Consider the following 13,714-nt stretch of genomic DNA (forward strand, 5'->3'; position numbering starts at 1 on the left):
GAACCAACAGAAAGCATTATTTCAAACACTGACACATTAAAGCCGCAAAGAGAAAATTAGAAAAAGCTCTGCGGATCTATATCTACGACTAAATTCATGTTCGAAGGTAGCGGGACTGTTGCCAGCCAATTTGCGATAGAATCCTGAAGCGGCATTCCCTTTGGCGCCTTGACGAGAAACCGAATGCGATGCCGTCCCTTCACCCGCGCCACCGGGGCGGGTGCGGGCCCGAAAAGGTCGACACCGGCATCGCGTAGCAACTCGCCCGTCCTGCCGAGTTCGCGCGCGATGCCCCAGGTCCGTGCCTCGTCATTCCCGGTCAGGATAATGCCCGCCAGCCGGCCATAGGGCGGCATTCCCGCCTGCCTGCGTCCTTCCGCTTCTGCCCGCCAAAACGCTTCGTCATCCCCCGCCAGGATGGCCTTCAGCGCGGGATGCTCTGGCATGTAGGTCTGCACAAGCGCGACACCCGGCTTCTCGGCCCGTCCCGCCCTGCCCGCCACCTGCCGGATAAGCTGAAATGTCTTCTCGGCTGCCCTCAGATCCCCCCCCTGAAGCCCGAGATCCGCGTCGATGACGCCCACCAAACTCAGAAGCGGAAAGTTGTGCCCCTTTGAGACGATCTGCGTTCCTATCACGAGGTCAGCAGCACCTGCGGCAATCGCGTCGATCCGCGCCTTCAAGGCACGCGGACTGTCGGCCAAGTCCGAAGAAAGGATCGCGGTGCGTGCGTCGGGCCAAAGCGATGCCGCCTCTTCCGCCAACCGCTCGACCCCCGGACCGATGGCGTGCATGCGCCCCTCGGTACCACAGGCGGGGCATTCCGTTGGAACGGGCTTGGTCGCGCCGCACTGATGGCAGACAAGGCGCTTGCGAAACCGGTGCTCGACCATGCGTGCGTCGCAGTTCTCGCATCCCACCTGGTGGCCACAGGCACGACAGATCGTTAGCGGTGCATAGCCACGTCGGTTGAGGAACAGAAGCGCCTGCTCCCCGGCCGCGATCCGCTCCGTCACCGCCGTTTCGAGCGGGGCGGAAATCCAGCGGCCCTGCTCCGGCGGATCTGCACGAAGGTCCACGGCCTCCATGTCCGGTAGCCGCGCCGTGCCGAACCGTTCGGCGAGATCGATCCGCGCGTATTTGCCCGCATCGGAATTGGCCCAGCTCTCGAGGCTCGGCGTCGCGGTCGCAAGTACCACGGCTGCCTGCTCGATGGACGCCCGCAGGACCGCCATGTCGCGCGCGTGATAGCGCGCGCCGTCCTCCTGCTTGTAGGAGCCGTCATGCTCCTCATCGACAACGATCAGCCCCAACTCCCTGAACGGCAGAAAGAGTGCCGAACGCGCGCCCACCACAAGGCGCGCATCCCCCGAGGCGACCGCATGCCAAGCCCGCCGACGCGCCGCCTGCGTCACACCCGAATGCCACTCGGCGGGGCGTGCACCGAACCGCGCCTCGACACGGTCGAGAAACTCAACGGACAATGCGATTTCGGGCAATAGCACGAGCGCCTGCCGTCCGGCGCGCAGTGCCTCCGCCACAGCTTCGAGATAGACCTCCGTCTTGCCCGACCCGGTCACGCCCTTGAGCAGTGTGGTCTCGTAGGTCCCGGAAGCAACGCTCGCACAGAGCCGCTCCGCCGCCCGGCGCTGGTCGTCGGAAAGTGAGCGGCCCCGACCATCCGGGTCAAGCCGATCGAAGGGCCTGTCGCGCGGTGCGTCACTGCGAACGAGCACACCTTGCGCCTCCAGCCCCTTGACGACACTCGAGGAAACCCCCGCGAGATGACAGAGCTCCATTGGCGCGAACCCCAGATTGCCGAACTCGACAAAGGTCGCGAGCACCCTCTCACGGGCATCTGTTCTCCGGTCAGGCACCTGCCCAGACCAAGTAAGCACCGCACGCGCACCGGGAGGATCGGAAAGCGCTGGCACTCGTGTCGCGAGTCGCAGCATATGTGTCAGGGGCGTCATCGTGTAAGCGGCTGCGCGTTCGAGAAACTCACGCATCGCAGGCTGCATCGGAGCGAGATCGAGTTTGCGCGACACCGCCCTCAGCTTCTCGGACGGAAAATCACCTTGCCCCGGGCCCCAGACACACCCCAACACCTGCCGAGGCCCCAAGGGGGCTTCCACGAAGTCGCCGGTCGCAAGACCGCCCTCCGGTGCCTTGTAATCAAGCATCCGGTCGAGACCTTCGGCCGTAAGCACGCAAACCGTTGCACCGGTCGCGAATTCGGCCTGTCCCGCATCGCCTGAGACGCTGTCGTTCACCCTGGCTGCCCTTCCGGTCTCTTGCTCGCCCGCTCTGGAAATCTCATCGCTGAAATCTCCGCCAAGGTCGAGGGCCAGCGCGGCCACCCATCCCTTGACGGATCGCGACCTTGCGGGTTTCTTGGAGAGAGGAGCGGCCACTGGCCGGAAGATCTGACAACAGGATCCAGCGCGTGCAGATGACCGAAGACGCGGCAGCAGCCGACCTCAAGGAACGCATTCTCGACCACCCCGGCGTAATTCTCGACGACCCCAACCTGATGCGTGCGCTCCTTGCGGCGGAGCGAACGGCAGCGGGGCGCAATGTCGTAGATCTTCGCGGCGTGCTCGTGGAGCGCTTGGAGGAACGCATCGAGCAGCTGGAAGACACTCACCGCGAAGTTCTTGCAGCGGCATATGAAAATGTCGCGGGCACCAACCAGATCCACCGCGCATGCCTCGAACTGCTCGACGCGCCCGATTTTGCCGTGTTTCTCGATACCATGGTTGAAGGTCTACCGAGAATGCTTTCGATTGATATCGTGCGGCTCGGCCTCGAGGCGCCGGGCGTGGAAGCTGGCTCCGGGCTTGGACCCGAAGGCAAGCTCAAGGGTGCCGTGATCGCGCTTCCTGAAGGCGGGGTCGACACATACATCACCCATGGTCGCGGACTCGGCCCGCGTCAGGTCACGCTGCGCCAACTCGCCAAGGCATCACCCGATATCTACGGGGCCGAAGCGAGCGAGATCCGCAGCGAGACTGTTCTCCGACTGGATCTGGGTGAAGCTCGGCGTCGGGGGCTGCTGGTCTTCGGATCGAGATCCGAAGGGCGCTTTCATCCCGAACAGGGCACAGATCTGCTGGCATTCTTTTCCGGCGTGTTCGAACGCGCCCTCCGTCGCTGGATCTCGTGACACCCGGCCTCCTCTCAGAAGGTGCGGACGCACTGCTTTGCGAATGGCTGACGCAACTCGGCGCAGTGAGAGGACTGAGCCCGAAGACGGTCGAGGCCTACCGCCGAGATGTGGCGGGCTACATCGGCTTCCTTGCGTTGCATTGGGGCGAAGGCGCGGGGGCTGCCCGCATCGCTCAGGTCAGCACGAGCGACGTGCGCGCCTGGATGGCCCATGAGCGAAGCCGGGGGCTGTCCTCGCGGTCGATTGCAAGGTCGCTCTCGGCGGTCAAAAGCTTCCACGCCTGGCTTGCGGAGGCGAGAGGCCACACCGCCCCGGCAATCACCGCAACGCGCGGTCCACGCGTCAAACAGCGCCTGCCACGCCCGGTTACGGCCGATGCCGCACGGAACCTCATCAGCACCGTCGAACTCCAGAGCAGCGAACCCTGGATTGCTGCGCGCGATCTGGCCGTCGTCACCCTGCTCTATGGCTGCGGATTGCGCATATCGGAAGCGCTGAGCCTCAAGCAATCGGACGCCCCGCTGCCCGACACCCTCAAGATCCGCGGCAAGGGCGGCGTCGAGCGCATGGTCCCGGTTCTGCCGGTCGCCCGGCGCGCCGTTGAAGACTACCGCGCCCTTTGCCCGCACGACCCCGGATCCGCCGGCCCGCTCTTTCTCGGCGCGCGCGGCCGAACCCTCAATCCAAGGCTCGTGCAGAAGGCCATGCAGGCGGCTCGCCTCCAACTCGGTTTGCCCGCCACCGCGACCCCCCATGCACTGCGACACTCCTTCGCCACCCACCTTCTCGAAGCAGGTGGCGATCTTCGTTCGATTCAGGAGCTTCTGGGACATGCATCGCTCGCCACGACCCAGGTCTATACCGGGGTCGATCAGGTCCGACTCATGGAAGCCTACGCCGCAGCTCATCCGCAAGCCCGGGACAAGGGTCAGGGATAGCGGAAGCCATAACAGCATGCGGAAGGCTGCTTGAGGCCACCCGCAGACATCGCTATGAAGTCTTGGAAAATGACCGTCCGAAACCCCGCGTGGTGGAATCGGTAGACACGGCAGATTCAAAATCTGCTTCCCTTACGGGAGTGCCCGTTCAAGTCGGGCCGCGGGGACGGTCCATTTCCCTTAAGTGGCACCCATGACACCAATTGGTGTGGGATTTCACACTCACTGTTCCGTGAAGATTGCCTAATCTCTTGCGAAATTCGACTTTGCTGGAGGTACGCAAATTGACTCGACTTGTGTTGAAGACTGTCTTAGCTTCTCACTCTATTAAGGCATTGTTTAAAATTTCCGGCTCGAATTCGCTCGCCGTTCGTCTTCTCAAGTAGCGGGTATTTGTATGCATTACGCAGATGAAGTGCGTACGGCTGTCCAACAACGCAGCGCCGAGGCGGCAGGTTACCTTCCGGCCATCGACGGTCTACGCGCGGTCAGCATTCTTCTTGTCCTGATCTACCATATCGACAAGGATCTCATACCCGGCGGTTTCATCGGGGTAGACGTGTTCTTTGTCGTATCCGGATTTGTGGTTTCGAAATCCGTGGATGGTTTGCAGTTCAAGGGCATCACGGGTTTCCTCGCTTACTTCTACCGCAGGCGGATTGTCCGGATTGTACCAGCACTTCTGTTCTTTCTGCTTTTGTTCACAGTCCTGAGCGTTCTCTTCACGCCGATCGCAGGCGGAAGCCGAGCCACCGACATCATTGGCTTGTCGGCGTTTTTCGGCCTGAGCAATTTCACGCTCTGGCACTTCTCTGGTGACTATTTCGCCAATGGCCCCGCGTTGAACCCGTTCACCCATACCTGGTCGCTCGGGGTCGAGGAGCAATTCTACCTGCTGTTTCCCACGCTCGCCTTCTTTCTCTTTGCGGTGTCCCGTCCGTCGGTCCGGACAGCGAACCGCGCCTTCAGCGTACTCGTCGCTGTGGTGCTGATCTCGCTTCTGCTCGCAGTCATATTGACCCGTCGCGATCCTTCGCTCGCATTTTTCCTTTTGCCTACCCGGCTCTGGGAATTGGGATGCGGCGTGCTGCTCTACGTAATTCTTTCCCGGAAAGCCGAGGCACCGGGCCCCCCGGGAATCAGCCTGACAGGCATTCTGGCGTTGCTGCTCGCGCTCGGTCTCGTCACGCTTGCGGCCTACGGCGCAGATCCAGGTTACTTCCCTTTCCCCTGGGCCCTGCCTGCCGTCGCATTCGCGCTTCTTGTGCTCACTGCGGTCGTTCTTTGGCCTGAAAGCCCGCTTGTCCGCCTGCTGGCCCTGCCGCCCCTGGTTTATCTCGGGCGTATTTCCTACTCGCTCTATCTCGCGCATTTTGGCATCGTGGTTCTCTTCCGGTGGACCTATGGCCTGGAGAGCGTCGAAAACCAGATCATGGCAGGCATTCTGAGCCTGCTACTGGGAATGCTCAGCTATTACCTGATTGAGACGCCTATCCGCCGCAGCCCACGTGTGCGGCGGGTGTCAGATCCGAAAGTCCTGATGCTCGGCGCGTGCCTGATCGTCGCCTCGACCGCAATTGCAGCCGGAATTTTCCAGTTCCGCCCGCAACTCACTCTGAGCACGACAGGAGATCGCGAGATCTGGGGTCCGGCGGCCGAAAGCGACAAGTCCTTTGGTGACTGCTTGGTGCGCTATTCCGAAACAGGTTTTCCGGGCGGACAATCCGTCCGCTATACGCCCGAAAGCTGCGCCGCCCCCGCGAGAACGCACCACATTGCCGTTATTGGCGACAGCCACGCTTGGGCCTACAGCCGCATGCTCCAAGCCGCAGCCGGTGAACTCGGCGCCGAGGTTCAGGCCTACCGGATGCCGGGTTGCCCCCTCTACAAATTCTGGTGGGACAAGCCCAATCCGGTAACCGGTCGCTGCGCTGCCCAGCGCGAAAGCGTTCTCATGGATTTCGCGCGCGGGTTCGAGCCTGGCGACATACTCTTCCTGCCCGCGCTCCGCACACCGCGCTACGAGGGCGGCCCGGTCGAACAGGCGCCTGAAACCTCTGCCATGGATCTCGAGTTTGGCGACGCGGACCGCGCGGAAGCCGAAGCGATCTTCAATGAATTCGCGCCCCTTCTGGATGCCGGCATGCGAATTGTCGTCGAAGGCCCCAAGCCCGTCTTCAAGACCCAGGCCTTCCGCTGCGCGGACAGTTTCACCCATACCAACCCAGAATGCGTTCATGGTTTCGAGATTCCCCGCAGCGAACTCGAGGCACGCCGGAGCCGAACATTGAAGACGATCGAGTATTTCGCTTCGCTCTCGCCAAACATCTCTATCTGGGATCCTTTCACCCTTCTGTGTCCCGGTGAGAACTGTTCGCTCTTTGACGATAACGGCATGCCGCTTTTCTACGACAACGATCACCTGAGCGGATATGCGAACGACCTGCTGCTGGAACCGTTCGTCGCCCATGTTCGCGAACTTGACACGAGCTGATCGGGCAAGCACGTCCGGAGCCGCACCTTGAGGCTCGAGGAAATCACATCCGGGACGGTCTGAGTGTCAGACCGGTTCGGCCTCCGCATCGTCTGGCTGAGCCAGCCCCGAGACCGTGCTGCAAAGGGCCGCAAGCTGTTCGTTGGAAGCTTCAAACCTTGCGTCGATGGCATCGGAAATCTCGTCACGCAGCACCAGCGTCGCACCTTGGCCCTGCAATTCCCAAGTCGTTTCGTCATCCAAGAGGGCGTTGGTTCGCCGGCCTTTGTGCCGCCTGCGCATCCGGCGATGAATGCGCGCCAGATCAAGCCCGCCCAGCCCCCTGCCGATCTGCGTCAGCGTCCGCCCAGGCCGATCCTCAAGTTCCTCCTGTTCGAACAGAATGACGAAATCGGCGCCAAAACGCTCTGCAAAGGCCCGGAAGACGCGCGCATGATCAAGCCACGCAAGCGGCCCGGTGAGCCGATCGGTCTGAGCAATTCGTGTCAACCGACGGTCGAAATCCTCTTGCGAAAATCCGGGCATATGCCGCGCGGTTTCCGCGTATTGCGCAGCGAGCCACGTGTCCTGCGCGCGGATCCCGATCAAGACCTTAACCGGGCCAAGGTGCGGCGGCATGGGAGCCGCGAGCGCATGTAACCTCTGGGCAACCTTCTCCGGTTCGGGACCCTCACCGCGCCAGATACCGCCTGACTGCACGGAGAGGTTCTCGTCGCTTATGACAACCCCGGCCGGCAACTCGCCTTCCTCCATCGCGTCAAGCCGCGAAAAGGCTCGCGAGGTGATGGCCTGGCGCATGATGCCTGCTGTCAGGCTCGAAGCGCCGACATACTTGCGCAAGGCCGCGCAGACTTTCTCCTCCTTCGGCCCCATCGTCCGATGGATCAACCGCAGATCGGGAACCTTGCGCAGGATCTTGTGCTGCAAATACGTCGTCCCGGTCTTGGGCAGTCCGATGTGGAATGTCAGCATGGGAGGGTCCTTCGCGCAACTCAGGGAGCCGGGCCAGAATCGCCTGTCGCGCGAGCGGTGTCGAGATGCTTTTGTCGCAATTCCTGTCTGAGCGCATGATTGCCTGCCGAAAACCTAGCGTCGATGGCATCCGCCAGTTCCGGCGAAAGGGTCAGACGACTACGCTGCCCGCTTTTGAGCTTCCAGACGTTTTCTCCCCGGGCGGATACATTGCGCCGGTCATGCCGGTATTGCCGCCCCAGGCTGCGAAATCGCTCCCCCAGCACTTCGCCCCCGATGAACCGCCCGATCTGTTCGAGAATCCAGCCCGGCTTGGCCTCCAGCCGCTCGAGAAAATAGACATGAATGTTGTCCCGCCCGAAATGACGGGCAAAGCGTGCATGGACATGGCTGAAATCCAACCAGGACAGCGCGTCACCCAGTTGGGGACGAGAAAGAATTTCCCGCACGCGGAGATCGAAATCGGCCTGGCAGAAATCCGGACAATCCTTGCCCGATTCGGCATAGCGCGACGCCAGCCATTGCCCTTGGTCGCGAAATCCCAGAATGATCCGGAACGGCCCAAGCCCGGCGTTTTCTTCATGCCACAGTTCTGCCAAACGTCGGGCAACTTGTTCCGGCGCAGGGTCGCGCCCCTGCCAGAACAGCACCGAATGCACCGATATGTTTTCAGCACTGACCACGAGCACCCGCCCGGTCGCGCGCGCCTCGTGGGCATAGGAAACTAGCGCGGCACGAAGTTTGCGCCGCAGCCAGATCGCGGTGAGCGGATCGGTCCGGACATACCGGCGAACTCCCATGCAGAAGGCTTCTGCCCGCGCGTTCTGAGAGCGGTGGACGAAAAGCACCTCGGGCGCCTTGGAGAGAATATTCTTCTGAAGGAAGGTCGTGCCCGTCTTGGGCAGGCCGATATGAAAGATGACCATCCGCCTGCCCCGGTTGCTCCCCGCGTCGTCAGTCCAGCGCCTCGTCGCAGCGCGCGCAGGTCTGTGGATGCGAATGCGTGCCGACATCCGGAAGGATTTTCCAGCAACGCGCGCATTTTTCGCCTTCCGCGAGCGCAGGAACAACCGCAATGCCCGGCACATCTTCGAGAGTGAAGGCGCTATCGGGCGCAGGCGCGTCCGTGAGCGTAACAGCAGAGGTGATGCAGAGATCCTCGAACGGCGTGCTCTTTAGGAGTTCGAGCGCGGCTGGATCCGCGACATGCACGACTGGCGCGGCCTCAAGGCTTGCCCCGATCCGTTTTTCGCGCCGTTCCACCTCCAGCGCACCGGTGACCACGCGCCGTGCGGCACGGAACGTATCCCACCGCGCGGCGTTGTCCGTGTCGAGCCACGCGGATGGCGTGTCAGGAAAATCGGTCAGATGGACCGAGCTTTCTTCGCCGGGGAACCGCTGAAGCCAGACATCCTCCATGGTGAAACAGAGGATCGGCGCAAACCATGCCGTCAGGCGATAGAACAGAAGATCGAGCACGGTCCGCGCAGCGCGGCGTCGCAGACTGTCTGCGGCATCGCAATAGAGGGCATCCTTGCGGATATCGAAATAGACCGAGGAAAGCTCGACGGTGCAAAACTGGAACAGCTGCTGGAACACCCGCTGGAAGTCGTATTTGCCGTATCCCTCCCGGACAATCACGTCGAGTTCGGCCAACCGATGCAGCACGAAGCGCTCCAAATCAGGCATATCGGCAGGTTCCACGCGCTCAGCGTCGGTGAACCCATCGAGCGCGCCAAGCATGAAGCGCATCGTGTTGCGCAGGCGGCGATAGCTATCCGCCGTGCCCTTCAGGATCTCCGGGCCGATGCGCAGGTCGGCGGTATAGTCGGACTGTGCGACCCAGAGCCGCAGGATATCCGCGCCGTACTGCTTGATGACATCCTCGGGCGCCACCGTATTGCCGAGCGATTTGGACATTTTCATGCCCTTTTCGTCCAGCGTGAAGCCGTGGGTCAGAACTCCCTTGTAGGGTGCGCGCCCCATGGTGCCGCAGGCCTGCAGAAGCGAGGAATGGAACCAACCGCGATGCTGATCCGTGCCTTCGAGATAGAGGTCGGCCGGGCGGACGCCATCTTCGCGGTCGCGCAGCACGAAGGCATGGGTGGAGCCGGAATCAAACCAGACGTCGAGGATGTCGGTGACCTTCTCCCACTCGTCGTGATCGTAATCGTTGCCGAGGAACCGGGCCTTCGCATCCTCCTCGAACCAGGCATCCGCCCCTTCCGCCTCGAAAGCCTCCTTGATCCGGGCGTTGACGGCCGGATCGCGCAGGATCTCGACCTTGCCCGCACCCAGAGGCTTCACGAAGCAGGTGAGCGGCACGCCCCAGGCGCGCTGACGTGACAGAACCCAGTCGGGCCGCGCCTCGATCATCGAGTGTAGGCGATTGCGCCCGGTCTGCGGCGTCCAAGTCACCAGTTGGTCGATCGACGCCAGTGCCCGTTCCCGGATCGTTTGGCCGAACTCGTCCATGCCATCGTCCAGCGTGCGGTCGATGGCGGCAAACCATTGCGGCGTGTTGCGGTAGATCACCGGTGCTTTCGAGCGCCAGGAATGCGGATAGGAGTGCTTGAGACGCCCCCGCGCGATCAGCGCCCCGACTTCCACGAGCTTTTCGATCACTCGCTTGTTGGCATCCTTCTCCTTGCCCTTGTGGTCGAACACACGCGCTCCACCGAACAGGGGCAGATCGGGCCGGAAGGAGCTGTCTTCGAGCACGTTGTGGGTCATCGGAAGCCCATGCTTCACGCCGAGGATGTAATCGTCCGCCCCGTGCGAGGGGGCGGTATGGACGAACCCGGTGCCGGCGTCATCCGTCACGTGATCGCCCGGCAACATTGGAACGTCGTAATCCCATTCACCTTCGGCCCCTTCCGCCCCACGGAAAGGGTGCGCGCAGACGAGCAGATCGAGCTGGCTTCCTTTCACATCGCGCAGGCGGTTGTACATACCCGGTTCGAGGCGCGCCTGTTTGAAGACGCTCTCGGCCAGCGCATCGGCCAGTAGGTAGCGCTCACCCACCTTCGCCCAGCATTCCTCCGGTGTGTCCATGACCTCGTAGAGGCCGTAGGAGATGTCGGGATTGAAGGCCACCGCCCGGTTCGAAGGGATCGTCCAGGGAGTGGTTGTCCAGATCACGACGTTGACGCCCAAAAGCTCGGAACGCGAACCGGTCGGTTCAACGGCGCGGATCACGGGAAACTTCACCCAGATGGTATGGCTCTGGTGATCCTTGTATTCGACCTCTGCCTCGGCAAGTGCGGTTTTCTCGACCGGGCTCCACATCACCGGCTTCGAGCCGAGATAGAGCGCGCCGTTCATGACGAATTTCATGAACTCGTCCGCGATCACCGCCTCGGCGTGGTAATCCATCGTGAGATAGGGATCATCCCACTTGCCGGTGACACCCAAGCGCTTGAACTCTTCGCGCTGGATGTCGATCCAGCCCTCGGCGAACTTGCGGCACTCGGCGCGCAGCTCGTTCACCGGCACCTCGTCCTTGTTCTTGCCTTTCGCGCGATACTGCTCCTCGATCTTCCATTCGATCGGCAGGCCGTGGCAATCCCAGCCCGGCACGTAGCGGCTGTCCTTGCCCATCATCTGCTGCGAGCGGACGATGAAATCCTTCAGCACCTTGTTGAGCGCATGCCCGATGTGAAGGTTGCCATTGGCATAGGGCGGGCCATCGTGAAGCACGAAGGGCTCACGTCCGTTGGCACTCGCGCGCAAACGGTCGTAGACACCGAGCTTCTCCCAGCGGGCGAGCCACTCGGGCTCGCGCTTGGGCAGGCCCGCGCGCATCGGGAAATCGGTCTTCGGCAGAAACAGGGTATCTTTATAGTCGGGGGTGTCGGCAGACATGGGAACTTTCCCTGGCGGTAAACTGGAGAGAAGGGGCGCTCGCACGCAAAGACCCGGCCGCCCTGAACCTTCAGAGCGCCGGGACCGTAATTCGTATGCCGAGACCGCGGACCGTGAACATGGAGCGCGGTATAGCGCCCGGCCGCGCGGCGTTCAATCCGCGATTCACACGGGCTCGACCCGCAGATCGACACCGGGTTCGGGCCGCACTGTCATGTGCATGATCGGCTCAGGCAACGGTCCGCCGGGCAGAAAGCGGAAGCGCGCGAGCAGCGTAGAAAGAATGATCATGGCCTGCATCACCGCGAAGTTGCCGCCCACGCAGACACGGGGGCCTGCCCCGAACGGAATATAGGTGTATCGGTCCCGGCGGGCCTTCGCATCCGGCAGGAACCGGGAGGGATCGAAACACTCGGGTCGTTCCCAGTAAAGGCTGTGCCTGTGAAGCGCGTAAATATTGAGGAAGACCGTCTCACCTGGTAGAATTTCCCGATCATACATCTCGTCGTGATCGAGGACGTTCCGCGCAAGCAGCCCCACGGGCGGATAAAGCCGCATCGCTTCATCGAGGACGGCCTCAACCCGCGGCATACGCCCAACATCTTCCGCACCCGCGGGCCGCCCTCCTATAACGCCGCGTGCCTCCTCCCGCGCCGCATCCTGCACCGACTGGTCATGCGCGAGCAGCATCAGGGCCCAGGAAATCGCCAGCGCGGTCGTCTCGTGCCCGGCAACAATGAAGAACTGCATGTTGTGCAGAAGATCCTGTTCCGACATCGTCTTGCCCGTCTCGGGATCTTCGGCTGCCAGCATGTAATCGAGCAGATCCTCCCCCTGTAAGCCCTCGGCCCTTCGACGCACTTCTATTGCGCGCGCCACCATGCGGTGCATCGTCTTCACCGAACGCCTTCCCAGTACCTCGCTCGGGCGCGGGATCCAGGGCGGAAGCTCGAGGAAATCCAGAAGCGAGACCCGGCCGATGGTCTCGAAATAGCGGGTGATCGCCGCACCGTAGACCTCCGCATTGAACTGATCGCGCCCCGAGAGCGCGACCTCGCAAATCACGTCGAAGGTTGCTGAGAGCATCTCGCGCACCATTTCCGCGCGCCCCGGCGCTTCTCCCAAACGTGCCGAAGCCCGCTCCGCCGTCTGCGTCATGAGAGGAGCCAGGCCCGCCACATTTCGCGCGGAAAAGACCGGAGCAATCGCACGCCGCTGCCACCGCCAGGAAGCCCCTTCAGATGTGAAGAGACTGTCGCCCACAGCCGGGCGCAGCATGCGGATCATGACTTCGGATTTCGGGTAATTGCCGACATTGTCGAGAAAGATCCGCTTCATGCCCTCCGGTCCCTGCACCATGTGCCAGCGCGCGGGACCGGTGTTTCCGGTCACGATAGGTTGGGTGTAGGAAATTGCGGGCAGGATGTTGAGAACGTTGCGCCTCGTTTCCCGCGCACTCGCAAAGAACCCCAGCGGCTTCGTGGGGGGGTTGACCGTTGGCGGCACGAACTCGTTCATTTCCTGCTCCGGGCAATTCATTCCTCCGACTACAAGATGCAGCATGCGACCGCCAATTCCAGCGCCGAGACCGCCTCTCAGCCTCCGGTTTCGCTCGACGTGTCGATTCCCACGATGCTCGGAATTCAACGAGAGTTCGTCTTGCACGGTGAACCGAATTGCGGATAGAAGTGGCAATAATATCCGGGCATCGGGCCGGGAGCAGTAGCAGAGGTGTTTTTTACCCATGGACACGATGGAAATCACCAAGTTCGTCGGAGGTTTTTGCGGGGCTCTGCTGATCTTCCTCCTGCTCAACTTCTTTTCCAACGCGATCTACGACACGCATAGCGAGATGACCGCCTACACGATCGAGGTCGCGGACGATGGGGCCGAAGACGCGGCGCCGGCAGAAGAAGTCGATGTCGAGGCGCTCGTCGCTTCGGCCGACCCGGCGGATGGTGAGGGTGTCTTCCGCAAATGCGCGGCCTGCCACAAGCTCGACGGCACTGATGGCGTCGGCCCGCACCTCAATGGCATTGTTGGTCGCGAAGCCGGTGCCGTGGATGGTTTCGCCTATTCGGATGGCATGGCAGCACATGGCCCCTGGACACCCGAAGCTCTTTTTGCCTTCCTGGAGGATCCCAAGGGTGTGATCCCGGGAACGAAAATGTCCTTTGCGGGCCTCAAGAAAGAGCAGGATCGCGCCGATATCATCGCCTACCTTCAGGCGACCGAGTAATCGGCATGCTCATGGGCGGCTGATTGGCCGCCCTCAAA

Annotated in this window: 9 protein-coding genes and 1 tRNA gene; 5 read left to right on the plus strand and 5 right to left on the minus strand. The window is 62.1% G+C overall.

Features of this window, described 5'->3' with window-relative positions; all coding sequences use genetic code 11:
- Positions 1–56: 56 nt before the first annotated feature.
- Entirely contained in the window at positions 57–2,273 is a 2,217-nt protein-coding gene (locus ACP15W_RS11865) for a primosomal protein N' (protein WP_424933404.1), read from the minus strand.
- Between the two features lie 179 nt (positions 2,274–2,452).
- On the opposite strand from ACP15W_RS11865, the gene ACP15W_RS11870 reads away from it, so the two are divergent.
- From ACP15W_RS11870 to ACP15W_RS11885, 4 genes are all read left to right on the plus strand, one after another.
- The gene (locus ACP15W_RS11870; protein ID WP_424933405.1) at positions 2,453–3,166 is read left to right on the plus strand and encodes a DUF484 family protein; all 714 of its coding nucleotides are present in this window, start codon (positions 2,453–2,455) and stop codon (positions 3,164–3,166) included.
- A complete protein-coding gene (locus tag ACP15W_RS11875; protein ID WP_424933109.1) occupies positions 3,163–4,107 on the plus strand; it encodes a tyrosine recombinase XerC in 945 nt (314 codons plus the stop codon). Before ACP15W_RS11870 ends, ACP15W_RS11875 begins: the two co-directional genes overlap by 4 nt.
- Before the next feature lie 83 nt (positions 4,108–4,190).
- Positions 4,191–4,274, plus strand: a tRNA-Leu gene (locus ACP15W_RS11880).
- Between the two features lie 230 nt (positions 4,275–4,504).
- Positions 4,505–6,601, plus strand: coding sequence for an acyltransferase family protein (locus ACP15W_RS11885; RefSeq protein ID WP_424933110.1), 2,097 nt, complete (start codon positions 4,505–4,507; stop codon positions 6,599–6,601).
- Positions 6,602–6,667: 66 nt separating this feature from the next.
- On the opposite strand, the gene ACP15W_RS11890 is transcribed toward ACP15W_RS11885, so the two are convergent.
- The 4 genes from ACP15W_RS11890 to ACP15W_RS11905 all read right to left on the minus strand — a co-directional run bounded on the left by ACP15W_RS11890 (position 6,668) and on the right by ACP15W_RS11905 (position 13,000).
- The gene (locus tag ACP15W_RS11890) at positions 6,668–7,573 is read right to left on the minus strand and encodes a hypothetical protein (RefSeq protein ID WP_424933111.1); all 906 of its coding nucleotides are present in this window, start codon (positions 7,571–7,573) and stop codon (positions 6,668–6,670) included.
- A gap of 20 nt (positions 7,574–7,593) precedes the next feature.
- Positions 7,594–8,256, minus strand: a complete 663-nt coding sequence (locus tag ACP15W_RS11895) for a hypothetical protein (protein WP_424933112.1) — start codon at positions 8,254–8,256, stop codon at positions 7,594–7,596.
- 271 nt (positions 8,257–8,527) lie between these two features.
- Complete coding sequence (gene ileS, locus ACP15W_RS11900; protein ID WP_424933113.1) at positions 8,528–11,437, minus strand: isoleucine--tRNA ligase; 2,910 nt, start codon at positions 11,435–11,437, stop codon at positions 8,528–8,530.
- Between the two features lie 165 nt (positions 11,438–11,602).
- Entirely contained in the window at positions 11,603–13,000 is a 1,398-nt protein-coding gene (locus ACP15W_RS11905) for a cytochrome P450 (RefSeq protein WP_424933114.1), read from the minus strand.
- Between the two features lie 181 nt (positions 13,001–13,181).
- On the opposite strand from ACP15W_RS11905, the gene ACP15W_RS11910 reads away from it, so the two are divergent.
- Positions 13,182–13,676, plus strand: a complete 495-nt coding sequence (locus ACP15W_RS11910) for a c-type cytochrome (RefSeq protein WP_424933115.1) — start codon at positions 13,182–13,184, stop codon at positions 13,674–13,676.
- Positions 13,677–13,714 lie beyond the last annotated feature (38 nt).

Origin of the sequence: Amaricoccus macauensis (genome assembly GCF_049800915.1) — a bacterium.
GTDB lineage: Bacteria > Pseudomonadota > Alphaproteobacteria > Rhodobacterales > Rhodobacteraceae > Amaricoccus > Amaricoccus macauensis_A.

Bases quoted from the DNA above. Each gene is read 5' to 3' on its own strand.
- ACP15W_RS11870 (WP_424933405.1), top strand. From the start codon at position 2,453: ATGACCGAAGACGCGGCAGCAGCCGACCTCAAGGAACGCATTCTCGAC.
- ACP15W_RS11885 (WP_424933110.1), top strand. From the start codon at position 4,505: ATGCATTACGCAGATGAAGTGCGTACGGCTGTCCAACAACGCAGCGCC.
- ACP15W_RS11890 (WP_424933111.1), bottom strand. From the start codon at position 7,573: ATGCTGACATTCCACATCGGACTGCCCAAGACCGGGACGACGTATTTG.
- ileS (WP_424933113.1), bottom strand. From the start codon at position 11,437: ATGTCTGCCGACACCCCCGACTATAAAGATACCCTGTTTCTGCCGAAG.
- ACP15W_RS11905 (WP_424933114.1), bottom strand. From the start codon at position 13,000: ATGCTGCATCTTGTAGTCGGAGGAATGAATTGCCCGGAGCAGGAAATG.
- ACP15W_RS11910 (WP_424933115.1), top strand. From the start codon at position 13,182: ATGGACACGATGGAAATCACCAAGTTCGTCGGAGGTTTTTGCGGGGCT.